The sequence below is a fragment of the Ruegeria marisrubri genome (assembly GCF_001507595.1).
GTDB classification, from domain to species: Bacteria; Pseudomonadota; Alphaproteobacteria; order Rhodobacterales; family Rhodobacteraceae; genus Ruegeria; species Ruegeria marisrubri.
This window is the reverse complement of the sequence record NZ_LQBQ01000006.1, coordinates 13,859-39,472: the sequence shown is the minus strand read 5'-3', so window position 1 is coordinate 39,472 and position 25,614 is coordinate 13,859. Positions and strand designations below refer to the sequence as shown.

At 59.7% G+C, this 25,614-nt stretch carries 24 protein-coding genes; 15 read left to right on the top strand and 9 right to left on the bottom strand.

Features of this window, described 5'->3' with window-relative positions:
• The first annotated feature begins 223 nt into the window (after nucleotides 1-223).
• From AVO45_RS06645 to AVO45_RS06610, 8 genes are read left to right on the top strand one after another with little or no spacing between them, the layout of a single operon-like run.
• Nucleotides 224-832, top strand: coding sequence for an NAD(P)H-dependent oxidoreductase (locus AVO45_RS06645; RefSeq protein WP_068345220.1), 609 nt, complete (start codon nucleotides 224-226; stop codon nucleotides 830-832).
• A complete protein-coding gene (locus AVO45_RS06640; RefSeq protein ID WP_068345225.1) occupies nucleotides 819-1,538 on the top strand; it encodes a glutathione S-transferase family protein in 720 nt (239 codons plus the stop codon). The genes AVO45_RS06645 and AVO45_RS06640 overlap by 14 nt, the downstream gene beginning before the upstream one ends.
• Nucleotides 1,539-1,541: 3 nt before the next feature.
• A complete protein-coding gene (locus AVO45_RS06635; RefSeq protein WP_068345218.1) occupies nucleotides 1,542-2,126 on the top strand; it encodes a carboxymuconolactone decarboxylase family protein in 585 nt (194 codons plus the stop codon).
• A gap of 57 nt (nucleotides 2,127-2,183) precedes the next feature.
• Nucleotides 2,184-3,374: a low temperature requirement protein A gene (locus AVO45_RS06630; protein WP_068345216.1), complete on the top strand. Its 1,191-nt coding sequence runs from the start codon at nucleotides 2,184-2,186 to the stop codon at nucleotides 3,372-3,374.
• Nucleotides 3,367-4,323, top strand: a complete 957-nt coding sequence (locus AVO45_RS06625; RefSeq protein ID WP_068345215.1) for an ion transporter — start codon at nucleotides 3,367-3,369, stop codon at nucleotides 4,321-4,323. The genes AVO45_RS06630 and AVO45_RS06625 overlap by 8 nt, the downstream gene beginning before the upstream one ends.
• A 4-nt stretch (nucleotides 4,324-4,327) precedes the next feature.
• Entirely contained in the window at nucleotides 4,328-4,981 is a 654-nt protein-coding gene (locus AVO45_RS06620; protein WP_068345214.1) for a DsbA family oxidoreductase, read from the top strand.
• A gap of 30 nt (nucleotides 4,982-5,011) precedes the next feature.
• Entirely contained in the window at nucleotides 5,012-6,001 is a 990-nt protein-coding gene (locus AVO45_RS06615) for a quinone oxidoreductase family protein (RefSeq protein WP_068345213.1), read from the top strand.
• Nucleotides 5,998-6,726 carry an HAD family hydrolase gene (locus AVO45_RS06610; RefSeq protein ID WP_068345212.1) on the top strand — a complete coding sequence of 243 codons (729 nt, stop codon included), beginning with the start codon at nucleotides 5,998-6,000 and terminating at the stop codon, nucleotides 6,724-6,726. The genes AVO45_RS06615 and AVO45_RS06610 overlap by 4 nt, the downstream gene beginning before the upstream one ends.
• 7 nt (nucleotides 6,727-6,733) lie before the next feature.
• Here AVO45_RS06610 and AVO45_RS06605 read toward each other — a convergent pair whose 3' ends face one another.
• Entirely contained in the window at nucleotides 6,734-8,383 is a 1,650-nt protein-coding gene (locus AVO45_RS06605) for an AMP-binding protein (protein WP_068345211.1), read from the bottom strand.
• Nucleotides 8,384-8,434: 51 nt separating this feature from the next.
• Nucleotides 8,435-9,532 carry a CaiB/BaiF CoA transferase family protein gene (locus tag AVO45_RS06600; protein WP_068345223.1) on the bottom strand — a complete coding sequence of 366 codons (1,098 nt, stop codon included), beginning with the start codon at nucleotides 9,530-9,532 and terminating at the stop codon, nucleotides 8,435-8,437.
• Between the two features lie 118 nt (nucleotides 9,533-9,650).
• On the opposite strand from AVO45_RS06600, the gene AVO45_RS06595 reads away from it, so the two are divergent.
• The 5 genes from AVO45_RS06595 to AVO45_RS06575 all read left to right on the top strand — a co-directional run bounded on the left by AVO45_RS06595 (nucleotide 9,651) and on the right by AVO45_RS06575 (nucleotide 15,953).
• Nucleotides 9,651-10,556, top strand: a complete 906-nt coding sequence (locus AVO45_RS06595; protein ID WP_068345209.1) for a LysR family transcriptional regulator — start codon at nucleotides 9,651-9,653, stop codon at nucleotides 10,554-10,556.
• A gap of 107 nt (nucleotides 10,557-10,663) precedes the next feature.
• Nucleotides 10,664-11,815 carry an acyl-CoA dehydrogenase family protein gene (locus tag AVO45_RS06590; RefSeq protein WP_082688695.1) on the top strand — a complete coding sequence of 384 codons (1,152 nt, stop codon included), beginning with the start codon at nucleotides 10,664-10,666 and terminating at the stop codon, nucleotides 11,813-11,815.
• Nucleotides 11,816-11,853: 38 nt separating this feature from the next.
• Complete coding sequence (locus AVO45_RS06585) at nucleotides 11,854-13,059, top strand: acetyl-CoA C-acetyltransferase (RefSeq protein WP_068345206.1); 1,206 nt, start codon at nucleotides 11,854-11,856, stop codon at nucleotides 13,057-13,059.
• Between the two features lie 14 nt (nucleotides 13,060-13,073).
• Nucleotides 13,074-15,215, top strand: a complete 2,142-nt coding sequence (locus AVO45_RS06580; RefSeq protein WP_068345204.1) for a 3-hydroxyacyl-CoA dehydrogenase NAD-binding domain-containing protein — start codon at nucleotides 13,074-13,076, stop codon at nucleotides 15,213-15,215.
• A gap of 348 nt (nucleotides 15,216-15,563) precedes the next feature.
• Complete coding sequence (locus tag AVO45_RS06575; RefSeq protein WP_068345202.1) at nucleotides 15,564-15,953, top strand: hypothetical protein; 390 nt, start codon at nucleotides 15,564-15,566, stop codon at nucleotides 15,951-15,953.
• A 254-nt stretch (nucleotides 15,954-16,207) separates the two neighbouring features.
• Here AVO45_RS06575 and AVO45_RS06570 read toward each other — a convergent pair whose 3' ends face one another.
• The 3 genes from AVO45_RS06570 to AVO45_RS06560 are packed head-to-tail and all read right to left on the bottom strand — an operon-like array spanning nucleotide 16,208 to nucleotide 18,192.
• Complete coding sequence (locus tag AVO45_RS06570; RefSeq protein WP_068345197.1) at nucleotides 16,208-17,173, bottom strand: pirin family protein; 966 nt, start codon at nucleotides 17,171-17,173, stop codon at nucleotides 16,208-16,210.
• A 10-nt stretch (nucleotides 17,174-17,183) separates the two neighbouring features.
• Nucleotides 17,184-17,879, bottom strand: a complete 696-nt coding sequence (locus AVO45_RS06565; protein WP_068345195.1) for a pirin family protein — start codon at nucleotides 17,877-17,879, stop codon at nucleotides 17,184-17,186.
• Between the two features lie 28 nt (nucleotides 17,880-17,907).
• Nucleotides 17,908-18,192: a GNAT family N-acetyltransferase gene (locus AVO45_RS06560; RefSeq protein ID WP_068345193.1), complete on the bottom strand. Its 285-nt coding sequence runs from the start codon at nucleotides 18,190-18,192 to the stop codon at nucleotides 17,908-17,910.
• A 168-nt stretch (nucleotides 18,193-18,360) separates the two neighbouring features.
• Here AVO45_RS06560 and AVO45_RS06555 point away from each other — a divergent pair, with 168 nt between their 5' ends.
• The gene (locus tag AVO45_RS06555; protein ID WP_068345191.1) at nucleotides 18,361-19,275 is read left to right on the top strand and encodes a LysR family transcriptional regulator; all 915 of its coding nucleotides are present in this window, start codon (nucleotides 18,361-18,363) and stop codon (nucleotides 19,273-19,275) included.
• 70 nt (nucleotides 19,276-19,345) lie between these two features.
• On the opposite strand, the gene AVO45_RS06550 is transcribed toward AVO45_RS06555, so the two are convergent.
• Complete coding sequence (locus AVO45_RS06550) at nucleotides 19,346-19,765, bottom strand: DoxX family protein (RefSeq protein ID WP_068345190.1); 420 nt, start codon at nucleotides 19,763-19,765, stop codon at nucleotides 19,346-19,348.
• A 242-nt stretch (nucleotides 19,766-20,007) separates the two neighbouring features.
• Here AVO45_RS06550 and AVO45_RS06545 point away from each other — a divergent pair, with 242 nt between their 5' ends.
• Nucleotides 20,008-20,991: a glutathione S-transferase family protein gene (locus AVO45_RS06545; protein ID WP_068345189.1), complete on the top strand. Its 984-nt coding sequence runs from the start codon at nucleotides 20,008-20,010 to the stop codon at nucleotides 20,989-20,991.
• 28 nt (nucleotides 20,992-21,019) lie between these two features.
• Here AVO45_RS06545 and AVO45_RS06540 read toward each other — a convergent pair whose 3' ends face one another.
• The 3 genes from AVO45_RS06540 to recF all read right to left on the bottom strand — a co-directional run bounded on the left by AVO45_RS06540 (nucleotide 21,020) and on the right by recF (nucleotide 25,614).
• On the bottom strand, nucleotides 21,020-21,430 hold the full coding sequence (locus AVO45_RS06540) for a cobaltochelatase CobT-related protein (RefSeq protein ID WP_082688694.1): 411 nt from the start codon (nucleotides 21,428-21,430) through the stop codon (nucleotides 21,020-21,022).
• Nucleotides 21,431-21,976: 546 nt separating this feature from the next.
• Entirely contained in the window at nucleotides 21,977-24,394 is a 2,418-nt protein-coding gene (gene gyrB, locus AVO45_RS06535) for a DNA topoisomerase (ATP-hydrolyzing) subunit B (protein ID WP_068345187.1), read from the bottom strand.
• A gap of 119 nt (nucleotides 24,395-24,513) precedes the next feature.
• Nucleotides 24,514-25,614, bottom strand: a complete 1,101-nt coding sequence (gene recF / locus AVO45_RS06530; protein ID WP_068345186.1) for a DNA replication/repair protein RecF — start codon at nucleotides 25,612-25,614, stop codon at nucleotides 24,514-24,516.

Here is a 25,614-nt window from a genome sequence, read left to right as displayed (position 1 = left end):
GATCCGCATGCCCTTTTCGATCGCGCAAGGTTCAAAACAGGCCTCATAGACCTGCCGCCTTCCCTGGGCGTCGTCTTCGACTCTTGCACGCATGTGGTGCCCTCACTTCCAATTTTAAGGTTACCAAAAGTATACTGGTTGATTTCAGTTCCTTGTAATCGCAATTTCCCCTCGAACGGGCCGCGAGTCAAGTGGAGCCCGCCGAAACACAAAGGAACCGACCATGAGCAACATCCTGATTCTGAACGGGGCACAGCCCTATGAATTCGCACCCGGTACGCTGAACGCCACACTGGTGGACCGCGCCCGCGCCTTCCTCGAGTCGCAGGGGCACACCGTGCGTGTGACCACCGTGGCCGAAGGCTACGACGCCAATGCCGAGGTCGAAAGCCACATCTGGGCCGACACGGTGATCATGCAATTCCCGATCAACTGGATGGGCGCGCCGTGGTCGTTCAAGAAATACATGGACGAGGTCTTTACCGTTGGCATGGACGGTCGTCTGACCAACGGCGACGGCCGCACCCCCGAAGCACCCAAGAAAAACTATGGCATGGGCGGATCGCTGGCTGGCACGAAGTATATGCTGTCGGTTACTTTCAATGCCCCGCGCGAGGCGTTTGATGACGCGTCCGAACCTTTCTTCCAAGGCGGAAGCGTTGACGATCTGCTGCGTCCGATGCACCTGAACGCCCGGTTCTTCGATATGACGCCGCTACCGACCTTTGCCGCGTTTGACGTGATGAAGAACCCGGAAATCGAGGCTGATTTCGCCCGCTTCGATGCCCATCTGGCTGATGTCTTTGTCGGTGCCGAACATGTCGCAGCCTGATATCCACCTCTACACGGCTGCCACGATGAACGGCTACAAGCCGGTCATGTTCTTGGAGGAGGCGGGCGTTCCCTACGACCTGACCTTCATCGACTTTGCCAAGAACGAGCAAAAGGCGCCTGACTATGTGAAGGACATCAACCCCAACGGTAAGATCCCAGCAATCTGGGATCGAACCGAAGGGCGGGCGATCTTCGAAAGCGGGGCAATCCTGTGGCACCTGGCCGAGAAGTACGGGAAATTCCTGTCGGATGATCCGGTAACCCGCTCGGAAACCCTGCAATGGCTGTTCTTCCAAGTGGGACATGTGGGGCCGATGATGGGGCAAGCGATGTATTTCCAACGCATCGCAGCACCCAACGGCCATGAGGAACCGTTTTCGATCAAGCGCTACGTGGATGAGAGCCGCCGGTTGATGGAGGTTCTGAACACCCGCCTTGAAGGGCGCGACTATATCGTGGGCGAATACTCCATTGCCGACATGATGATCTACCCCTGGGCGCGGGCCTATCCCTGGGCGCATGTCCGGGTTGACGACCTGCCGTATCTCAAGGCGTGGTTCGACCGCATCGACGCCCGCCCCGCTGTGCAAAAGGCGCTGACCATTCCCAAGGCGCAGCCGCAGTTCTGGGACGAAAACGCGGACGCCGAAGCGTTCCTGAAGGAAAATGCGGCCCGTTTTGCATCTGACGTGAAAAAGGATTGAGCCATGCTCGACACCGATAAGACCGATATCACCTTTACCTATCACACAAAGGACACCGCTCCTGAGGCGTCAAAACCGTTGATTGATCAGACCGTGGCCGAATTCGGCGGTCTGATCAGCCTGCACGCGCTATTTGCCGAAAGCCCGGTGACTTACGAGACCTATCAAAAGGCGTTCGACCTGTTCCTCAAGCACAGCTCGTTCACGTTGCTCGAGACGCAGGTGGTCTTCATGACCTCGAACTTCATCAATCGCTGCCATTACTGCATGGCCGGGCACACGATGATGATGAAACGGGCCAAGATGCCCGATGACGTCATCGACGGTCTGCGCGAGGGCCGAAAGCTGGCCGACCCCAAACTGGCGGCATTGCAAAGCTTTGCCCGAGAGCTGCTCGAGAAACGCGGGCATATCGGCGACGACCGGCTGCAGGCGTTTCTGGATGCGGGCTATGACCGCAAGGCGGCTCTTGAGGTGCTGACGGGGCTGGCGGCCAAGCTGATCTCGAACTTCACCAACGCACTGGCCCACACGCGTCTGGATCGCGGCATGGACAAATACGCCTGGGTGCATCCAGACGACCGTTGACCTATTCGGCCCGCCCCCCAAGGGGCGGGCCATACAACAGCTGAAAGGCCCCCGGACATGGCCCTGAATGATCACCCGATGTGGCGGAAACCACAGCATCACCACGATCTTGAGAACGCCCATGAACACGTCCACTGGGTCGAATTGTTCTATGACCTGATACATGTGGTGACGATCTTCCTGTTGGGGAACTACCTGTCGGATCATCTGAATCTGCAGGGTTTCCTTGTCTTTGCCGGTGTGTTCATTGCCCTTTGGTATGCCTGGGGCGAGCTGAGCATTTTCAATTCCATCTATGTCAGCACCGATGTCTGGCACCGGATCATCATGTCTGTGATGATCTGTACGGTCATGTTCATGGCCGCCGCGATCCCGGCCATCGACGGAAAGGGCTGGGCGTTCTTTGCTCTGGGTTTCGCAGCCAACCGCGCGTTGATCGCTGCCCTGTATATCCGTGCGCGTCGCGTCAATGCCGAGAGCAAGTCGTTTTCCAGCGAACAGATCCGCAACTTTCTGATCTTTGCCGTGATCTTCGCGGTAACGGCATTCCTGCCCAAACCCCTGGCTTACTGGGTCTTTGCCGCGGCCATGGTGACCACTCAGTTGGTCTATATGATACCACGGACCAGCGTTCTGCGATTTGACCGTTTTGCCCCGCGCCTTGGCCACATGTCCGAGCGGTTCGCGTTGTTGACGCTGATTGTTCTGGGAGAAGGTTTTTTCAAACTGGTCGTCACCTTGTCCGAAAAAGGTATCTACAAGGTCACGCCCGAAGTGCTGGTCAATTTCGTGATCGGCGGCGTTTCGATGTTCGTGATGTGCTGGATCTATTTCGACTTTGTCGGCAATGCCAAACCCAAGGACAACAAGCCCGCAACCATTGTCATCTGGTGGCTGGCACATCTGGTGCTGATGCTCTGCGGGGTGATGGTGGGTGTGGCGCTTGCGGCCGAGGTCAAGATTGGGTTCTGGGATCCATACCCGGGTAAATACGCAGCCATCGGTTGCTTTGGGTTGGCCGGATATATCGCGATGCTCTGGGTGTTGCGTCAGATCATCGAGGATCGCGTCGCGTCCAGATTTGGACGCTGGGACGTGCGCCTTTTCGGAATTCTATGCGCAATCGGCACCTACTTTGCCGTGCCCCATGTGCCGTCTCTGGTGGCTAACCTGCTGTGGGGGACAGCGCTGTTTTCGCAGATTGTGATCCCCGTCAGCCGCGCCTGGATGACCTTCCGCAATGAATGAAGCCAGTCCCACACTGCGGGCATGGGTCTATTGGTGGCTCGAGCGCCCCGATCGCAACGCCGATGGCCCGAGACTGTTGGAGATCGCGCTGATCGCGCTTATTTCGCTGAACGTCGGCGCGGTGATCCTCGAAACGGTCGGACCGGTCTATGCGCGCTGGCAGTTTGCGTTCGACCTGTTCGAGAGGGTGTCGCTGCTGGTGTTCACCGCTGAATACCTGGCCCGCCTGTGGGTAGCCCCCGAGAATCCCGAAGTTCAGTCGCGCCGGAAATGGGCCTCCAGTCCGCTGGCCATTGTCGATCTGTTGGCGATCCTGCCGGCTGTGCTGGGGATGCTCTTTCCTCTGGATCTGCGAATTCTGCGCACGCTCAGGATGCTCCGCCTTCTTAAGCTCACCCGATATTCACCCGCATTGGGCATGTTGCTGGCGGTGTTCGAGGAAGAAGCCGGGGCCTTTCTGGCCGGTTTTTTCATCCTTGTTCTGATGCTGATCTTTGCCTCCAGCGGGGCCTGGCTGGCCGAACATGAGGCGCAACCAGAGGCATTCGGTTCTATCCCCGCCGCCATGTGGTGGGCGGTGGCCACGCTGACGACCGTGGGCTACGGCGACGTGACGCCGGTGACGGTGGCAGGCAAGATTTTCGGCGCGATCATCACCATCGTGGGGATCGGCATGGCCGCGTTGCCTGCCGGAATCATTGCCAGCGGCCTGAACGATCAACTCCACCGTCGCCGAGCCAGCCTCGAAGCCCAGTTTCGCCTTGCACTGGAGGATGGTGCGATCTGTGCCAAAGAGCAGGCGGCCATCGAAGCCCTGCGCAAGGAGTTGGGCCTGTCCCGCCGGGCAGCCACCCACATTCACGAGCAGGTACGAACCGAAACCCTGGCGCGTCAGGGCGTGTGCCCGGCCTGCGGCCGGTCTCTTCCAGTTTTTGAGTCAATGGAGTGATCCGATGAACGACTTTACCCCCCTTCGTATAGACATCGTGTCTGATGTCGTCTGCCCCTGGTGTGTCATCGGCTATCACCAGTTGGCGAAAGCCTCCGGCGAGACCGGCATCGGGATCGACGTGCATTGGCACCCGTTCGAGCTGAACTCCAACATGGTGCAAGAAGGCGAAAACCTGCGTGAACATCTGGCCGCGAAATACGGCACTACGCTGGAAGGCTCGATCAAGGCGCGGGCCCGCCTGACCGAGATGGGCGCGGCGCTTGGGTTCGAGTTCAACTATGCCGACGACATGCGGATGGTGAACACCTTCCGCGCCCACCAACTGATCGACTGGGCCGAAGATCAGGGCCGTGCACATGACATGAAACTGGCGCTGTTCGCAGCGTTCTTCACCCGGCGCGAGGATCTTAACAATGTGGATGTCCTTGCCGATGTTGCCGCCAGTATCGGTCTTGATCGCGACACTGCTCGTGCCATGCTGGACGGTGGAGAGCGCGCCGAATCCGTCCGCGAGAAAGAGCGGTTCTGGACGTCGCGCGGCGTCACCGGCGTGCCCGCGATGATCTTCAACCGCCAGCATCTCGTGACCGGCGCGCAGGGCGAAGACAATTATGCCAATATCCTGAAGCAGTTGCAGACGGCGCAAGCCGTCTGAGGGCAAGCACAAACCAAGGGAGGAGCAACCATGTCGAAAGCACAAGTAATCCACAAGAAAGGTCCGCCCAGTTGCATGAACTGGGAAGACTGGCACGTACCCGATCCGGCGCCGGGTGAAGTGCGCATGCGTCACACGGCGGTGGGGGTGAACTATGCTGACACCTATCACCGCGGCGGCATCTCTCATCCGTGGCCGGTTCCGAATGAACCGGTGGTGATCGGCTTTGAAGGCGTGGGCATTGTGGAAGGCGTGGGCGACGGCGTGACCGACTTCAAGACCGGGGATCGCGTTGCCTATGGCATTCCGCCTTTGGGATCTTATTCCGAGGAGCGTAACTACCCCGCCGACAAATTGCTGCACCTGCCCGAAGGGCTGGATGACAAACAGGTCGCCGCGCTGCTGATGAAGGGCATGACGGCACATTACCTGCTGAACCGCACCTACGCCGTGCAGCCCGGTGACACGATCCTTGTCCACGCGGCAGCTGGCGGCATGGGGTTGATCCTGTGCCAGTGGGCCAAGGCGCTTGGGGCAACCGTGGTGGGCACGGTCTCGACTGAAGAGAAAGCCGAGGTCGCCCGCGCGGCAGGCTGTGATTACCCTGTCGTCCGCTCACAGCAAAGTTTCGTCGACGTCGTCCGGGACGTCACCGATGGCGAAGGTTGCGTCGTTGTTTATGAGGCGATCGGCAAGGACACGTTGCAGGACAGCCTCGACAGTTTGCGCCTGATGGGCGTCTGCGCGGCCTATGGCCATGTTTCGGGACCGCCCGATCCCATTGACGTGATCCAAGATTTAGGCCGCCGGGGGTCCCTGTTCATCACCCGTCCTGCGATCATGCATTACGTCGCCAAGCGTTCTGATCTGGAATGGACCGCACGCGATCTGTTCAAGGCCATTGGTGACGGCATTCTGGATGCCAACATCAACTACGAATACGCGCTGAAGGATGCGGTCAAGGCACATGAGGCCATCGAATCCGGCAAGACGCTGGGCGCAACGGTGCTGATCCCATGAGCTTGTCTGGCATCAAGGCGCTGACCTTCGACACCGGCGGCACCGTGCTCGACTGGCACACCGGGTTCCGCGAGGCATTCGCGGCGGCCGGCGCGCGCCATGGGATCACCCGGGACTGGCGCGCGCTGACCAACGACCTGCGCCGTCGCAGCATGGAAGCCATGCTTGACCTCGGACGCGACGGCCCGCCGGCCTATAATTTCGACGAGGCGCACCGGTTTTGTCTTGATGCACTTCTGGCGGATGAAGGGTTGGACGCTTTCGACGAAGCCGACCGGCGCGCCATCGCGTGGGATACTCCACATAGCTTCACCGCGTGGCCGGATGTCAAACCCGGCCTGACCGCCCTGCGAAACCGCTATATCGTGGCGTCTTTCACGCTCCTGTCCTACCGGCTGGTCATCGACAGCTCACGCCGGAACGGGTTGATCTGGGACGCAGTGCTGTCCTGCGAAGGGCTTGGTGTCTACAAGCTCTTGCCGCAAGCCTACCTGCGTGCGGCGAAGATGCTGCAACTGGCGCCCGAAGATTGCTTGATGGTCGCCTGCCATCCCTTTGATCTTGATGCGGCAGCGAAGGTAGGCTTTCGCACGGCGCTGATCCGAAGGCCCACCGAATGGGGTGTCCAAGCAGAGGGCCTTCCCGATTTGCCGCCAAGCGGAACCTATGATGTCGAAGTCGATAGCGTGCTGGAATTGGACGCAAGGCTATCGCAAGGTTCCTGACACCCCGTCACAAGAACACAACCTTGCCGTCGGCTGGCGCTGTCACAACGGTTTCATACTTTTCCTCGATCAGATCACGCTTGATCTTCATCGTAGGTGTCAGGAATTCGTTCTCCACAGTCCATTCATCAGGCACGACGATGATCCGGCCCAATTGCTCGTGCTTCTCAAGCTGCGCATTGACCCTGTTCAGAGACTGGCTCAACGATTGTCGAATTTCGTCCTCCGGGACTCCATCAGTGGTTTCATGGGACAGGACGGTAATGGCAACAGGCTGCGGCAAGCCGCTGCCGACCACACAGACCTGCTCAACATGCTCGTCCTCGAACACCAGGCTTTCGATTGGCACCGGTGCAATATATTTCCCTTTGGCTGTCTTGAAGATGTCTTTCACGCGCCCGGTGATCCGCAGGTATCCGTCACTGTCGATTTCGCCCTTGTCACCCGTGTGCAACCATCCGTTCGACAACACCTCTACGGTTTTCTCAGGCTCCTTGTGATAGCGGGGAAACACGCCGTCACCACGAATAAGGATCTCACCTTCGGCCGAAATCTTGATTTCCGTTCCGGGCATTGGGTCGCCAATCGTACCCACCTTGTCGGCGCGATAGGGGTAGTTGACGGTCGAGGCGCCACCGGTTTCGGTCATGCCCCACCCTTCGCTGATGTTGATCCCCAGCATTTCAAACCAATGCAGGATGGCCGGCGAAATCGGAGCCGAGCCGGAGATGCACAAGCGGGCGTTCTGCAGGCCAAGTTGGGTCTTGATTTTCTTGCGGACGACATTGCCCAAAACGGGAAGGCGTAACAGCAAATCCAGTTTGCGTTGGGGCATTTTGCCCAAAACGCCCGAATGAAACTTCATCCAAAGACGCGGGACCGACTGGAAAACCGTTGGGGAGGCATTTCGAAGATCGTCGGCGAAGGTATCGAGGGACTCCACAAAGGAAACCGAGGCCCCATGGTACAAGCTGCCATGTTCAATCACGCCGCGTTCGAACGCATGCGCCAGTGGCAGATAAGACAGCAGGCGATCCTCGGGCCGCAGTTCCAATTTCTCCATCGGAGCCTTGCCACCATAGGCCATGTTGCGACAAGTCAGTTCAACGCCCTTGGGTTTGCCGGTGGATCCCGACGTATAGACAAGCGTCAAAAGATCATCCAACGCAGCTTTCACAACGGGCTGCAACGGATCATGCGACTTGATCAGATCCTGCCACTGGTGATCGCAATGCAAGGTCGGGTAGGGCATTGCAATTGTGGTGATATCCTTGGGCAATCCTGACTTGACCAGAGCCATGTCATCCAGCTTGCCGATGAAAGCCACCTTGGATTCACTGTGTTCCAGGATATACCGGATCGTTTCCGACGATGCCGTCGGATAGACCGGCGCCGACACCAGCCCGGCGGCCTGGATCGCAAAATCTGCAATGAACCATTCGGCACTGTTTTTGGCGATGATGGCGACCCGGTCACCGGGTTCCAGCCCCATCGAGAGCAGAGCGGCGGCCATGCGGCGCGTTTGATCCCAGACCGTTGCCCAGGTCAGTTCGCGAATTTTTCCGTATTCCGGCTGCCGCAGATAAACACTCTGAGGCCGCGTTCGGGCCCAGTGTTCCAACAAATCAATCGGGCATTTCAGGTCTGTAGCAGTCATGTCACGTCCTCCCAACGTGTTTGTTTCTTGGTTCCGCGCAACAAGCGGGTGTTAGGCTGGCGAAATCCATTCGCCCAGAACCTCTTCGGTATGTTCTCCCGGCCTGGGTGCAGGCCGATCTGGACGGTTCGGTACATTTTGAAATCTGGGTGAAGGCGCTGGATGCAGCTGCCCATCGAACTCTACGAAGGTTTCCCGCGCCATATTGTGAGGATGCGATGGCGCCTCTCCCAGCGACAAAACCGGCGCGAAACACACGTCTGTGCCCTCCATGATTTCGCGCCATTCATCACGTGTCTTGCCTTTGATCACATGTGCCAGCTTGGCTTTCATGTCCGGCCATTTGGCTGGATTCATCTGCGTGGCAAACTCGGGGTCTTCGGACAGGCCGGTTTTCTCCATCAAAACTGCATAGAACTGTGGTTCTATCGACCCAATGCTGATGTATTTTCCATCCGCACATTCATAAGTGTCATAAAAGGGCGCGGCACCGTCGAGAAAGTTGGATCCGCGCTGATCCTGCCAAAGTCCCATACCCTTGAGATCATGGAACATGGCCATCAACAGGGCGCTGCCATCGCTCATCGCAGCGTCGATCACCTGCCCTTCGCCCGTGGTTTTCGCGCGCAATATTCCGGCAAGCAGTCCCATGGCGAGGAACATCGCACCACCGCCATAGTCCCCCACAAGGTTTAGCGGGGGCGCAGGGGGCAAACCCGGTCGCCCCATCGCGCCCAAGGCACCGGAAATCGCGATGTAATTCAGGTCATGACCGGCAGCCTGCGATAGCGGGCCTTCCTGGCCCCATCCCGTCATGCGCCCGTAGACCAACGCCGGGTTGCGCGCCAACGCCTCGTCCGGGCCAAGCCCCATGCGTTCCATCACGCCGGGCCGAAACCCTTCGAACATGGCGTCGGCGGTTTTAATCAGTTTGAGCGCGGTCTCAACACCATCAGCGCTCTTCAGATCCAGCGCCACCGAGCGGCGTCCGCGTCCCGTGACCGGCCCAACGCCTTGAGGGGTCACGCCGGGACGGTCGATCCGCACCACGTCTGCCCCCAGGTCGGACAAAAGCATACCGCAAAACGGGCCTGGCCCGATGCCGGCAAACTCCAGAATGCGAATGCCGCTTAGCGGTTTCTCTTGCATCATGACCTCCGTTCGACCCCCCGCGGATAGCGGAAGCGACTGTTGACGGGAGGGAAGCCATAGACCGGACTACAAATCCAATCTATTTTGCAGGGGTAATATCGAATTTGGGAATATCATGTTTACTTCGACCAAGCTTCGCCAGATCGTTGCGATTGACAGGGCGGGATCGCTTTCAGCCGCGTCACAGGTTCTGAATATCAGCCAGTCGACATTGACCAAGGCCGTTGCCGACGTGGAACAAGACCTCGGTCTGGCAATCTTTCACCGCACCGCCCGCGGGGTGTCAGCAACGCCTGAAGGACGGGAATTTTTGAACCGAGCAGAAAGAATCGTCGCTGATTTCGATATGCTGGTTGAGGATACCCGATCCCAGAAGGAGCAGATCGACCAGTTCCTGCGAGTTGGCATTTCTCCAGCCTCGCAGGAGGGTCTTTACAACCGCGCCATTGCGCATTTGTTGAAAACCAATCCGAATATATGCCTGAACATGGTGGGCCTGCCGGTCGAGCGGGGGGTGCGCATGTTGAAGCGCGGAGACCTCGATCTGCTGTTCGCCCCAACAGAAGAACTGACACGAGAGCCCGACTTTACTGTCGAGGAGCTGGGCCAATTCCATCCCCGGCTCTTTTGCCGCAGAGGGCATCCCATTCTGTCAGAACCACAGATTTCGCTGGACCTGATTGGACGATATCGCGTGATCTCGCCTGATTATCATGTCGGTTATGCGCAGCGGTTCGCCGAGTTTCTATTGCAGGGCGACGTCGATCCACGTCGCCGGTTGCACATCATCGAAAACTTTGTTGTGACCCAGACGGCCGTCGCTGAATCCGACCTGATCGGTATTGTCAGCAGTACCTATGGCAGTACGCGCAGATTCCGGAAGAACTTTGCGCTGCTTGATCTGGATGTCTTCCCGCCCCTGAATATGGGCGTTGCCCAACTGTCGCGTTGGCTGCCGGGCCGGGCCGTTCGCGCCTGTCTTGCCGCAGTTCGGAAATTCCCGCCAGATGCTGAGGCCTGAAGACTTCCCCGTGAATATTCATTTTTTCGATATTGCAGTATTCGTTTCGATTTGAGTAAGAGTGCGCGCAATGTTTCTCTTCCAGCCAAATGGACTGGAGGAATCCAATGTTGTACCGTACCCTCTTTGAACCGGAACACGACATGTTCCGCGATGCGTTTCGCAAGTTTGTCGAAACCGAGATCACCCCCCATCACGCGGCATGGGAAGCTGACCAACACATCAGCCGAGAAGCTTGGCTGAAGGCTGGCGAACAGGGCTTTCTGTGCCCAACCATGCCCGAAGAGTATGGTGGTGCAGGCGTGGACCGCCGGTTCAGCCTCATCATCCTCGAAGAACTCTGCGGCGCCAACGCGAGCGGTCCCGGTTTCGCGCTGCATTCCGACATCGTTGCCCCTTACATCCGGAATTATGGCACCCCGGAACAAAAACAATCCTGGCTGCCGAAAATGGCCACCGGCGAGGTCATCGGTGCCATCGCCATGACGGAACCGGGTACGGGGTCTGACCTGCAGGGCATCAAGACTCGGGCCGTGGTGGATGGTGACGAACTGGTTCTGGATGGTGAGAAGATTTTCATTACCAACGGTTTCATGGCCGATCTTGTGATCGTCGCCGCACAGGTGGTCGATCCGGCGACAGGCGGCGAACCGAAACTGTCACTGGTTCTTGTCGAGGCCAGCCGCGACGGGTTCACCAAGGAAAAACCGCTGAACAAACTGGGCCAAAAAGCGCAGGACACCTGTATCCTGAACTTCTCAGGTGTCCGCGTTCCCAAATCAAACCTTCTTGGCGGAGAAAACGCCATCGGCGGCGGATTGATGATGCTGTTTGGTGAACTGGCCTGGGAACGGCTCATGATCGCCATCGGATCCGTTGCAGGGGCCAAGTTTTGCTATGAACAGGCTCTTGCGTACACGCGGGAGCGCCGGGCTTTTGGCCGATCGCTCGCCGAGTTTCAGGATGTGCGTTTCAAGCTTGCTGACATGAAGGTCAAAATCTCGGCGGGACAGGCCATGGTTGACCAATGCATGACCAATCTGGCCCTCGACAAGCTGCGGCCCGAAGACGCCGCAGGGGCCAAACTCTGGTGCAGTGAAATGGCCTTTGAAGTGGCGGATACAGCGCTGCAAATGCATGGCGGCTATGGCTACATGCAGGAATACCCGATCACTCGTGCCTTTGCCGACATTCGGGTGAATCGCATCTACGGCGGTGCCAACGAGATCATGAAAGAACTGATCTCGCGCAAGCTCTGATCCCCAAAAGAACAATTCCGACAGAAAGAGGTACTCTTATGTCTCAGGCATACATCTATGACGCTGTGCGCACTCCCCGTTCCAAAGGGAAAGCGGGCGGTACACTGAACGAAGTCAAACCTGTCCGTTTGGCCGCTGGGCTGTTGGAGGCCCTGCAGGAACGCCATGACCTCGACACCGCGAAGGTCGAAGACGTGATACTGGGTTGCGTCGCCCCCTTGATGGATCAGGGCTCGTGTATCGCCAAGGCCGCTGTGATGTCCGCCGGATGGGACGAGTCGGTGCCGGGTGTGCAGCTTGACCGGTTCTGCGGATCGGGGCTTGAGACCGTGAACATCGCCGCGGCCAAGGTCGGCTCGGGCCAGCAGGATCTGATCGTTGCAGGCGGTCTGGAGTCGATGAGCCGCGTGCCGCTCGGATCGTCCGGCGGCCCGATGCTCTTTGACCCGGAATTCGTCATCGAAAACAAGTCTGCCCCGCAGGGGATTGGCGCTGATTTGATCGCCACGATCGACGGATACAGCCGCGAAGATGTCGATGCCTTTGCCGTGGAAAGCCAGCGCCGCGCTGCGCATGCGCGGGACAATGGCTGGTTCGACCGCTCTGTCGTGCCGGTCCGGGATCCGTCCGGTCTGGTCATTCAGCAGCGTGATGATTTCATCAAACCCGACACCGATATGCAGAAGCTGGGCGCGCTGAAAGCGTCGTTCGCGCAGATGGGCGGCTTTGGCTTTGATGACATGGCGCTGGCGAAATACCCCGAGGTTCAGGCCATCAATCACGTCCATACGCCAGGCAACAGCTCGGGGATCGTTGATGGGGCATCGGCGGTCATTATCGGTTCGGAACAGGCAGGCAAGGATCTGGGGATGGAGCCGCGCGGGCGGATCGTCGCCTCGACCGTCATTGCCACCGACCCGGTCATCATGCTGGCCGGTCCGGGACCGGCGGCGCAGAAATGTCTGCAGAAGGCGGGGCTGACCGCCAAGGATATAGACCTCTGGGAAATCAACGAAGCCTTCGCCTCGGTCGCCCTGCGCTACATGAAGGATCTGGGCATCGACCACGAGATCACCAACGTCAACGGCGGCGCGATTGCGATGGGCCACCCGCTGGGTGCGACCGGCGGCATGCTGGTCTCAATCGTGCTGGACGAGCTTGAGCGGCGGGATGCCAAACGGGCAATGGTGTCGCTGTGCATCGCCGGCGGCATGGGAATTTCCACGCTTATCGAACGCGTTTGAGAAGGAATAGTCACATGGGCGAATTTACATACGAAAAAGACGCAAACGGCATCGTGACCGTGACCATGAATATGGACGGTCCCGTGAACGCGATGAACCAAGAGTTCGGGCCGCTCTATGCCGACATGGTGAACAAGCTTGAGGCCGAAGCGGGGCTGAAAGGCGTCATTCTGACCTCGGGCAAAGAGACGTTCTTTGCAGGGGGTGACCTCAACCGGCTGGTGGCGGTCGAGCCGGATCAGCTGCAGGACCTGTTTGAAGAGGTCGAAGGCATGAAGGCCGATATGCGGCGTCTGGAAAAGCTGCCGGTTCCGGTGGTCGCCGCGATTAACGGGGCGGCTTTGGGTGGCGGGTATGAGCTGTGCCTTGCCTCGAACTATCGGATCGCCGCCGACAACCCGAAATCCAAGATCGGCCTGCCCGAGGTCACGCTGGGCCTGTTGCCCGGTGGCGGCGGCGTGGTGCGCTTGACCTGTCTGCTGGGACTGGAAGCGGCGATGCCGTTCCTGCTGGAAGGCAAGCAATTGCCCCCTGCCGCAGCCCTTAAGGCGGGGCTGGTGCATGAGGTTGTCGAGGCGGACGCCCTGCTGACCCGCGCCCGCGAATGGATCCTGTCCGTTCAGGGCGACGAGGCGGCGGCAACGCAGCCCTGGGACACCAAGGGCCATCGCATTCCCGGTGGCGGGTCGAACTCGCCCAAATTGGCCCCCAAGATTGCGGGGGCATCGGCGATGCTGTTCCAGAAAACCCGCGGCTTGCTGCCTGCGCCAGCCAGGATTCTGGACGTCATGGTTGAAGCGGGCAAGCAGGATTTCGATACGGCGCTGCGTTATGAAACCCGCCAGTTCTGCGCGCTGCTTGTGTCGCCCGAAGCGAAGAACATGATTTCAACCTTCTTCTTTGGTCTGGGTCAGGTCAATGGCGGTGCCAGCCGCCCCAAGGACATCCCGCGCAGCAAGGTCAAGAAGCTGGGCATTCTGGGTGCCGGGATGATGGGACAGGGGATCGCCTATTCCTCGGCCATGGCAGGCATTGAGGTTGTGTTGAAGGATATGACGCAAGAAGCTGCAGATCGCGGCAAAGCCTATACCGAGAAACTGCTGGCAAAACGTGTACAGCGGGGCCGCATGAACGAGGCAAAAGCCGCCGAGGTTCTGGGCCGGATCAAAGCCAGCGCCGATATGGAAGACTTGCGCGGCTGCGACATGATCATCGAGGCGGTCTTTGAAAAGATCGAAGTCAAGGACAAGGTGATCGCCGAGACCGAAGAGTATCTGGCCGAGAACGGGGTCTGGGGCTCGAACACCTCGACCCTCCCGATCACGCGGCTGGGGTCCAAGGCGCAGAACCCGAAGAACTTTGTCGGCCTGCACTTCTTCTCGCCGGTTGACAAGATGCCGCTACTGGAGATCATCGCGGGCGAGGAAACCTCGGACGAGACGCTGGCGCGCGCGTTCGACTTTGCCCAGCAAATCCGCAAGACGCCGATTATCGTCGGTGACAAGACGGGTTTCTACACCTCGCGCACCATCGGCACGAAGATCATCGAAGGTGTGCAACTGGTTGCCGAGGGGCATGATCCCCTGCGGGTGGACAACCTGTCCAGACTGATCGGGATGCCCACCGGGATGCTGTCGCTGCTGGACGAAGTTCAGATCAAGCTGGTGACGGATATCTATCGCACGCAGATTGGAATGGGCCTGCTGGACCCTGCCGAAGAACAAAACCCCGAGGCGCGGGCGATGCTGGCGGACATGCTGGACAATCACGACCGCCATGGCCGCGCGACCGGCAAGGGGTTCTACGACTACGCAGACGGCAGCAAAACGATCTGGTCCGGCCTGTCCAAATGGCGCAAGGACGATGCCGAGATTTCGGATCGCGACATTCAGGACCGCATCCTGTTCCGCCCGGTTCTGGAAAGCCTGCGGTGTCTGGAAGAAGGCGTTCTGCGCAGCGCCGCCGATGGCAATATCGGGTCGATCATGGGCATCGGCGCGCCGGTCCATACCGGGGGCTATATCCAGTATGTGAACACCTATGGTCTGGATCGGTTCATCGCCCGCTGTGAAGAACTGGCCGACAAATACGGCCCGCGCTTCCAGCCGCCCGCAATCCTGCGTGAATACGCAGCGGAAGGGCGCCTGTTCCAATAGGATCATTTGCGGATATAGCTCGAACTTCCTTGGCCACTGATGTGGTCAAGGAAGCAATGATGCGGTCTCGATCAAGCCCGCTTTGTAGGGCGGACCAAGGGCGCCAGCGGCGTCCCGGCGATGATCTTTGAGCGTCAGAATCTCTTGATGGGTGCCTCAGGGCGAAGGAGCCGACGGGCGCATCCTGCAAGAGCTGGCTCCCGGACGGCATTGGAGAAGGCCCGCACCTGAATTTGGGGTAGTTGGGCTCTGGATTGGCGGGATTGGACCTTCAACTGGCAAGATCGCTGCTCGAACCGGAGCCAACCTGCGGCCATGGAACATAAGATTTCAACGATGGAGCCACACATGCCACAACTTCTTCGCTTCGGCCTTCTGGCCCTTGTCGCGTATTTCTTCTGCATGGCGACTGCGCATTTCTTCGGGATTAAAGTTCCGATCCTGTTCATCTATTACGACACACCGTTTTACGCCTATCAGGACAAGATCATCTCTTTTGCGGTCCTCAGCTATGCCGGCCTGTTCTATGCAGCTGCCCGTGATATCAAGGTGGTTCCGATTGCCCTGGCCGTACTCGGAATGACTGCGCTTGGCCTTGCGTCGGTCAACATGTCAGAGGCGCTTGGATCCGTGCTGGCCGAGGGGCAATCGACCTGGCCCTACTGGGCGCAGACCGGTATGATCGCAGGCCTTTGGGTCATTCTGACAGTGCTGTATGTCAAGCGGTCAGACACCTGACCTTCGTGTGCCAACGCCGACGGGGACCGCCATCGGTGGTGATTTCAATCTCAGACATATGCACGTGCTTAGGGCTATCCTTATGCCTCCTTGGTCAAGCCAAGGTGTCCGGTTGAAACGGGGGCCAGTTCACCCATAGCGCGGTTTTCTGGGCACCTGGGTATTCGATCAGGTGGATATTGATCGGGGTGGTCATGGTGATCGAACACAGTTTTTTGCCGCCCGGATTGCCCAAGGGCAGAACCGGCGGGGCGCTACCAGTCGCGTGGACGTGTGCGGTCAAGCTCGGGGCTGATCGGGATGAACTCTTCCTCATCCCCCGGAGGCAGCCTGAAGGGGCCATTCGACCAATCCGCCGCCTTCCAGTCTTCCTTGGCCTGCTCGATCCTATCCTTCGAGGAGGACACGAAATTCCACCAGATATAGCGTTGTTCGTTCAGCGTCGCGCCGCCAAGCGCCATCAGGCGCGCGCCCTGTGGCCCGGCCTTGACCGAAATGCGGTCGCCGGGACGAAAGACCATCATGCGACCGGCCTCGAATGTGTCACCGCTGACCTCGATGCTGCCTTCGGACACGTAGATGCCACGATCCTCGTGATTGTCGGGCAACGGGAAGGCGGCGCCGGGCTGAAGGATAACGTCAAGATAGAAGGTCTCGGATTGCATGGTGACCGGGCTGGATTTGCCATAGGCGTCGCCCAGGATCAGTCGGGCAATGGCGCCGCCGTCCTGAAACTGCGGCAGCGCGGCCTCTTTGTGATGCTCGAAATCCGGCGCCATCTCCTCGCGGTCTTCGGGCAGGGCGATCCAGGTCTGGATGCCGAACAGCTTGTGGCGCCCGGCGCGGGTTGCGTCGCTGGTGCGCTCGGAATGGGTCACGCCGCGGCCTGCCACCATCCAGTTGACCTCGCCGGGATAGATCATCTGGTGGGTGCCAAGACTGTCGCGATGCTCAAACTCGCCCTGATACAGATAGGTCACGGTCCCAAGGCCGATATGCGGGTGTGGACGCACGTCGATCCCGCCATCGGTGATGAACTCGGCTGGGCCCATTTGGTCAAAGAAGATGAAGGGCCCCACCATCTGCCGTGCTGGCGAGGGCAGTGCCCGCCGTACCTCGAACCCGCCGATGTCACGGGCCCGGGGAATGATCAGCGTGTCGATGTCGTCCACCTGCCCGGCTTTCGGGCAGATCGGTTCGATGGTGGGGTTCCAGCTCATTTTTGTCCTCCTACAGCGCCATGTCGAACAGCAGGAATTCGCTGTTGTCCATTGCAGAGATTGCGACCTTGTTAACATCGGCAAGGGCAAGCCCGTCACCGGATTCCAGCGGTTGGTCGTTGACCGTCACAAGGCCTTTGATGACCTGCACCCAGACGCCACGCTTCTTTTTCAAGGGCAGTTCCACCTGCGCGTCGCTGCGCAGTTTGCTGGCGTAAAGGTTAACGTCGGCATGGATGGAAATCGAGCCGTCCCGCCCGTCATTCGAGGCCACCAGACGTAGATTTCCGTCCAGATCATCATAATGCTCCTGCGCATAGCTGGGTTTCAGCCCTTGCTGGTCGGGCATGATCCAGATTTGCAGGAAATGCACCGGGTCGGTTTTTGAAGCGTTGTATTCGCTGTGGACCACGCCGGTGCCTGCGCTCATCCGCTGCACATCACCCGGTTTGATTTCCGCGACCTGACCCATCGAATCGCGGTGCTCCAAGGCGCCTTCCACGACATACGAGATGATCTCCATGTCGCGGTGCGGGTGCGCGCCGAAGCCACGGCCCGGGGCCACGCGGTCCTCGTTGATCACGCGCAATGGGCCAAAACCCATGTGATTGGGATCATAATAATCAGCGAAGGAAAAGCTGTGTTTGCTTTTCAACCAGCCGTGGTCAGCATTGCCACGGGCGTCAGAGGGACGAAAGTGTTTCATGGTGTTTCCTCTCGGGGATTTCCCCGGTTCAAGATGACAGGACGTCAGCCCATTCAGGGTGACGTTTGAATTGCGCGGCAGCATAGGGGCAAAGCGGCAGTACCTTTTTGCCAGCAGACCGCGCATCGGTGATCGCGCGTTCGACCAAGGCCAGACCGATGCCCTGTCCGCGATAGGCGTCAGGCACCCCAGTGTGATCAATGATGATCATGTGATCCCCGGCCTTGGAATAGGTCATCTCGGCCTCCGGCCCGCCGTCGGCGGCAAAGCTGTAGCGGCCCTTGGTGTCGGTGCTTTCGTGGTTGATGTTCATTGGCGCAACTCCGGTTCAACACTCGCTCGTGCAGCGTTGGCTAATTCAAAGATACGGTTTTCCCTGCAGGTCGGTAGTCCGCGGCTTTGCGACTGTCTATTGCGCCAGTTGCAATAATGATGCGATGGTCATGGTGGAATTTGCAAATTGAGCCAGGGATTGTAAGCAATGGCAGGGCAAATCGAACAAATCCGCGTCTTCATCCGCGTGGCCGAGCTTGAAAGCTTCGCCGCCGCCGCGCGCGATCTTGGCGTCAGCCGCTCGATCGTGACCCGCTATGTCGGGGAACTGGAGGACGAGCTGGGCGTGCAGCTTCTGGTGCGCACGACGCGGAAGGTGTCGCTGACCGTGGCCGGGCAGGTCTACCTGGATCGTACCCGGCCACTGGTCGAGGACCTCGACCGGGCCAGGGATCTGGTCAAGCAGCAGCAGGACACGCTGTCGGGGGAAATCAGGATCAGCGCGCCGGTGTCATTCGGCCAACGGTTCCTGCCCGACATTCTTCATGAGTTCCATCTCGCCCACCCCGACGTTCAGGTGAAGATCGAGATGATTGACCGCTTTGTCGATCTCATTGACGAGGGCTATGACATGGCCCTGCGGATTTCCGGGCCACCGTCGGGAGTTTCCAATATCTGGCGCAAGATCGCCGGCGTGCCGCGCAGTATCGTGGCCTCCCCAGCCTATCTCGAGACAGCAGGAACGCCGCAACATCCCGGCGACCTCGCCGATCACGCGTTTTTGGCCTACAGTCACTTTCCGGGCGGGACTGCGCTACAACTTTCACACCAGGAAACCGGAGAGACCACGGCAGCTGCGCTCAATCACTGGTTCGAAACCAATAGCGGTGAAGTGATTGTCGCGCTTGCCGACAAGGGGTGTGGCGTCGCGCTGATGCCGAACTTCCTGATGTCCGATGAGCTCAAGAACCGGCGCCTGGTGCCCCTGCTGTCCGATTGGTCGGCGCCCGCGATCTGGCTGACGGCATTCTATCCCCCCTATGACAAGATGCCCGCCAAGGTGGCCGCATTCACCAGTTTCGTCGAGGATATGGTCACCGCCAATCCCGACATGCTGAAATAGCCAGAAAAAAACGGGCGACCCGCAGGCCGCCCGCTCGGTTCTCTTGAGGAGGAGGAAAGAAGGAGGGAGGTCAGACCTTGACGCGGTTGTCGACTGACAGGATCCCGGCGCCATAGGTGAAGACGAAGCCCAGACCACCGGCAATCGCCAGGTTTTTCCAGAAGTGGATCATCTCGTTCTGCGCGGCCATGCCTTCCATGCCCGAGCTCGGGATCAGGTGAAACAGCACCCCGGCGATGACGGTGAAGCCACCCAGCAGGAAGGCCACAAGGCGCGTCTGATAGCCCACCAGCAGCAACAGGCCGCCACCCAGTTCAAGCAGGATGACCAGCGGCAGCAACCCGCCGGGCACGCCCATCATTTCCATGTAGCCAGCAGTGCCTTCGTAGCCGGCGATCTTGCCGTAGCCCGCAGTGATGAACAGCAGGGAGAGAAGCACCCGGCCGGTGACAGGGGCAATATTTTGCAGAGTTTTGATCAGTTGTTCCATTGGTTTGCTCCGTGTTCGCATGTGATCTGCTGCAGATTTACTCAAACCGCAGAGCTCGTAGAAGCCGGGCAATGTGCAATTGATTGTTGCAAAAAATGACGCAACTGCGCCTCACACGCGGGACGCCCGCGCCTCTCCTCGTCATACCGGTCAATTTCCGCAACAATCAATTGCGGATTTCTGTGGTTCCGATGTTCCCTTGCCGCTCGCATATTCCTTGCAGAAACAAAAGGAATTCACCCATGGGTCTTCTCATCGACGGAATCTGGCACGACAGCTGGTACGACACGAAAAAATCCGGCGGCAAGTTCGTGCGCGAGGACGCGCAGTTCCGCAACTGGATCACCGCGGACGGCTCGGCCGGCCCTTCGGGCGCGGGTGGGTTCGCGGCCGAGGCCGGGCGCTATCACCTCTATGTCTCGCTCGCCTGTCCCTGGGCCCACCGCACGGTGATCTTCCGCAAGCTGAAGGGGCTTGAGGACCTGATCGGCCTGACCGTAGTGCACCCGCACATGCTGGAAAACGGCTGGGAATTCGACAAGGACACTGGCGGCGACCCCATCGGCGGGCATGACTTCCTGCATCAGGTCTATACCAGCGTTGTTCCGGACTATACCGGTCGCGTCACGGTGCCAGTGCTTTGGGACAAGAAGACCAACACGATCGTCAGCAATGAATCGTCGGAAATCATCCGGATGTTCAACAGCGCCTTCGATCATCTGACAGGGAACAGGCTGGATTTCTATCCCGAACCGCTGCGCAGCGACATCGACGCGCTCAACGACTTCGTCTATCCGCGCATCAACAACGGCGTCTACCGAGCCGGTTTCGCCACCACGCAAACGGCCTATGAAGAGGCCTTCGACAACCTGTTCGCGGCCCTGGACGAGATCGAGGCACGCCTCGCCACAAGCCGCTTCCTGATCGGTGGCACCCAGACCGAGGCCGACTGGCGCCTGTTCACCACCCTGATCCGGTTCGACGCGGTCTATCACGGGCACTTCAAGACCAACCTGAAACGGATCGAGGATTACCCCAATATCTCGCACTACGTACGGGATCTCTATCAGACCCCGGGCGTGACCGGGACGGTGGATTTCCGGCATATCAAGGAGCACTACTACGTCAGCCAACGCACGATCAATCCGACGCAGGTGGTCCCGAAGGGGCCGGTGCTGGACTACGCCCGGCCTCACGACCGCGCGCGGTTGGCAGCGGCGGCCTGACAGGGTGCGAGGGTCCATCGAATTCGTCTCAACGCCGGTCGGAAAACAGGTGCCGATCCAACTGATTGACAACCGCATCGGCCAGATCCGGAATCTGGCCGACGCGGCGTCTGACCTGGTAACAGGCGGAGACATCGTGCCGGAATCCTACGACGCAAAGCTCAATGCCGCCGGTTGACCCGATTTGCGCAATAACCTCGCGCAGATGCCGATCAGGCAAGGCCTTGTCCCCGTTGCGATCAATCGTTGCCTGATCAACCGGCGCGCCATCCGAAAGGACGATCAGGATTTTGCGCCTTTTCGGGTGCTGCGACGGTCTGCGCGCCGCCCAGTCCAGCGCCTCACCGTCAACATTTTCCTTGAGGATCGCAGGAGACAGCATCGCGCATATGCTGTCCCGCGCGCACCGCAACGGGAAGTACGCTGCGCTGCCGAAAATCTCGTGCTGCGGGAGCGCAGGATTTCTGCATCAGCAATAGCTGCATGAGCAAAGGACGGCTGCGTTGCGCACTACGGCCATTTGCTTATTGAAAATGCTGCAAGATGCATGAACGGCAGGAATGCGAAATTTGCACTGCGGCGATTAGTGAACCGCTCAATGTCGCCTGTGGGCCGGTCGCGTTTTCTCAGTCGTAAACGGGTCAGCGCGTTGTAGAATGACAGGAAGGTTCGGAATGCGCTGGTAGCTTTCCCTGACCAATATTCCGCAAAAGAACTCGAAGAACTCTTAGAGCAACGATCCTTGGTCTGCCTTGAGCGCCTTTGGAAGAAGTTTATGCGGGGGATCCTGTGATGTCGCGGAGTCCCCCTTTGTCGTCCTTTCCGGTGCGTCTTGACTACAAGCGTGAAGAACCCGTGTGCTTCAGTGGCTTCGTAGGGTGGGCATTGCACCTGCCTACTTGATTTCCTCGCCGCGCGCAGACTTTTGGGCAAAGCGCGCAAGCTTATGCGGCGAACGCAAGCTTATGGGCGGTCGTACACTTCCTCAGAAATCCAGGTTCTCCACGCTCAGCGCATTCTGCTGAATGAACTCTCGGCGCGGCTCCACCACGTCGCCCATCAGCTTTGTGAACAGGTCGTCCGCCTCGACCATGTCGTCAACTCGCACCTGCAGCAGTGTGCGCGCGTCCGGGTCCAGCGTCGTTTCCCACAGTTGGTCCGGGTTCATCTCGCCAAGCCCCTTGTAACGTTGCAGCGACAGACCTTTTTCGCCCTCTTCCAGAATGGCCTTGAGCAGCGACAGGGGGCCGTGGATGACCTGCGCACGTTCCTTGCGGACCAGGGTGGCAGGGGTGTTGTAGACCTCCTGCAGGCTCTGGGTGAAGCTGCCGGTCTTGCGGGCCTCGCCCGAGCGCAGCATCGGGCCGTCCAGCGTGCGCACCTCTTCGACGCCGCGCAGGATGCGGGCCAGGCGAATGCCGTGATCCTGCGTGATCCGGCCCTGCCAGCCGCGTTCATATTCCAGCGCGATCAGGTCCAGCCGTGCCGCCACCTTGTCGGCCACGCCCTGCAGATCGGCATCGACCGCGCCCGGCACGAAGGCGCCGGCAACGGCGGCCTGTTCCAGGATGTGCCGCGGATAATGGGTCGGGAAGGCGTCCAGAACGCGCTTCAGTTGCCGCGCCTCGTCGATCACCCGTTTCAGGTCAAGGCCGGCGATCTCTTCGCCATTGCCAAGTTTCAGAACGGTGCCCTCGAGCCCCTGATCGATCAGGTAATCCTCAAGCTCTGCCTGATCCTTGCAGTAGCGTTCCGACTTGCCGCGCGTCACCTTGTAGAGCGGTGGTTGGGCGATATACAGGTATCCGCCCTCGATCAGCTCCGGCATCTGCCGGTAGAAGAAGGTCAGCAGAAGCGTGCGGATATGCGCGCCGTCCACGTCGGCGTCGGTCATGATGACGATCTTGTGATAGCGCAGCTTCGAGATGTCGAACTCGTCCCGCCCGATCCCGGTGCCCAGCGCCATCACGAGGTTGCCGATCTCCTGACTGCTGAGCATCCGGTCGAAGCGCGCACGCTCGACGTTCAGGATCTTGCCGCGCAGAGGCAGAACCGCCTGCGTCCGGCGGTCACGGCCCGTCTGCGCCGAACCGCCGGCCGAGTCCCCCTCGACCAGGAACAGTTCGGTCTTGGACGGATCCTTCTCGGAGCAATCCTTGAGCTTGCCGGCCAGATAGTTCACGTCCATCGCCGTCTTGCGGCGGGTCAGTTCGCGGGCCTTGCGAGCGGCCTCGCGCGCCAGCGCCGCCTCGATGATCTTGCTGACGATGGTCTTGGCCTCGTTGGGGTTCTCCTCGAACCACTCGGCCAGTTTCTCGTTCATCAACCCTTCGACCGCCGGGCGCACCTCGGAACTGACCAGCTTGTCCTTGGTCTGGCTCGAGAATTTCGGATCGGGCACCTTGACCGACAGCACGCAGGTCAGCCCCTCGCGCGCGTCGTCGCCGGTAAAGTTGACCTTTTCCTTCTTCGCGATGCCGCTGGATTGCGCATAATTGTTGATCGTGCGCGTCAGGGCGCCTCGGAACCCGGCCACATGGGTGCCTCCGTCGCGCTGCGGGATGTTGTTGGTGAAGGGCAGAACCGTCTCGTGATAGCTGTCGTTCCACCACATCGCGATCTCGACGCCGATCTCGTCGCGCTCGCCCCTGATGTAGATCGGCTCGGGCATCATCGGCGTTTTCGACCGGTCGAGATATTTCACGAACTCCTTGACGCCGCCTTCGTAGAACAGCTCGGTCTCAAGCCGCTCGGCGGGGCGCTCGTCGATCAGGATGATCCGCACGCCCGAGTTCAGGAAGGCCAGTTCGCGCAGGCGTTTTTCCAACGTCTCGAACGAGTAGTCGAGATTCGAGAACGTGTCGGTCGAGGCGAGGAACCGCACCTCGGTCCCTGTCCGGTCGCCGCAGTCGCCAACCACTTTCAGATGCTCGGAGGTTTCGCCGCGCTCGAACCGGGCGAAATGTTCCTTGCCGTTGCGCCAGATGCGCAGTTCCAGCCAGTCGGACAGCGCGTTCACCACCGAAACACCCACGCCGTGCAGGCCGCCCGACACCTTGTAGGAATTCGAGTCGAACTTGCCGCCGGCGTGCAGCTGGGTCATGATGACCTCGGCCGCCGAGACGCCTTCTTCGGGGTGGATGTCCACCGGAATACCGCGTCCGTTGTCACTGACCGACACGCTGGAATCTGCGTGAATCTTGACGGTCACATGGTCGGCGTGGCCGGCCAGCGCCTCGTCGATGCCGTTGTCCACGACCTCGTAAACCATGTGATGCAGACCCGAGCCATCGTCGGTGTCCCCGATATACATGCCGGGGCGCTTGCGGACAGCCTCCAACCCCTTGAGAACCTTGATGGAATCAGCGCCGTATTCTTGCTGTACCTGTGTGTCTTCGGACATGCAGTCAGTACCTATATTATTTTGGTAACTTATACGTTCTCTGGTGGGGAATGTCACGCGATCCCACCAGATTTTGTGTGGACCTATGCGCTTGTTTGACGGGCAATCTTGCTGAGACTTCAGCCGCCGACAACCTCCGAAATTCCGTCGGTTTCCCGAACCTCGAATACCTGTGCCCGGTCGCCAAGATCCGAAAACAACTCCGGCCCTGTGCCCGTCATCCAGGCCTGCGCGCCAAGGGCGCAGATCTCGTCATAGAGCGCCCGCCGCCGCCCCGCGTCCAGATGCGCCGCCACCTCGTCCAGAAGCAGGATCGGTGGCGCGCCCGACAATCGCGACAGGGCGCGCGCATTGGCGAGGATCAGCGAGATCAGCAGCGCCTTCTGCTCTCCGGTCGAGCAATCCCTGGCGGGAACGCCCTTGGCCGCATAGACACCGGTCAGATCGGACCGATGCGGGCCGATCAATGTCCGCCCCGCCGCCATGTCGCGAAACCGGTTTTCAGCCAAGGCGTCGCGCAACTCTCCGGGAGTCTCGGGCATCGGCCCGTCCGCCTGCACCAGATCCAGATCGGCGGCCGGAAAGGCGGTCTCCGCCTGTTCCTGTGCCGCCCGCAGATGGACCAGCGTATTCAGCCTGGCCCGGTGAACGCGATATCCCGCCTCCGCCATCTGGTCTTCCAGCGCCGCATACCAGTGTGGATCGTGGACCTGGTCCTTCAGCAGCCGATTGCGCTCGCGCATCGCCTTTTCATACGTCAGGGTGGCCTCGGCATGGCCCGGGTCAAAGCTCAGCGCCATCCTGTCCAGGAAACGCCGCCGTCCCTCAGCCCCTTCGATCCACAGCCGGTCCATCGACGGTATCAACCAGACGATCCGCGCAAGCTTTCCCAGATCGACTTGGCTGGCCAGCTTGCCGTCGATCCGGATCTGGCGCGCCGCACCGCCTTCCGACCAGGTCTCGATCTCGTGCCGTTTGCCTCGTGCATCCAGCACGCCGGACAACTTCCACCCCAGAGCCTCGGGCCGGCGCGTCATCTCGGCCGCACTCGCCCGACGCAATCCGCGACCGGGGGAAAACAGGGACACCGCCTCGAGGATGTTGGTCTTGCCGGCCCCGTTCGGCCCGTGGATCGCGACGGGGCGGCTATCCAGCGACAACCGCGCCAATTTGTGCGAGCGAAAATGCGAGACCGTAAGCTCGGTCAGGGCCAACGCCAT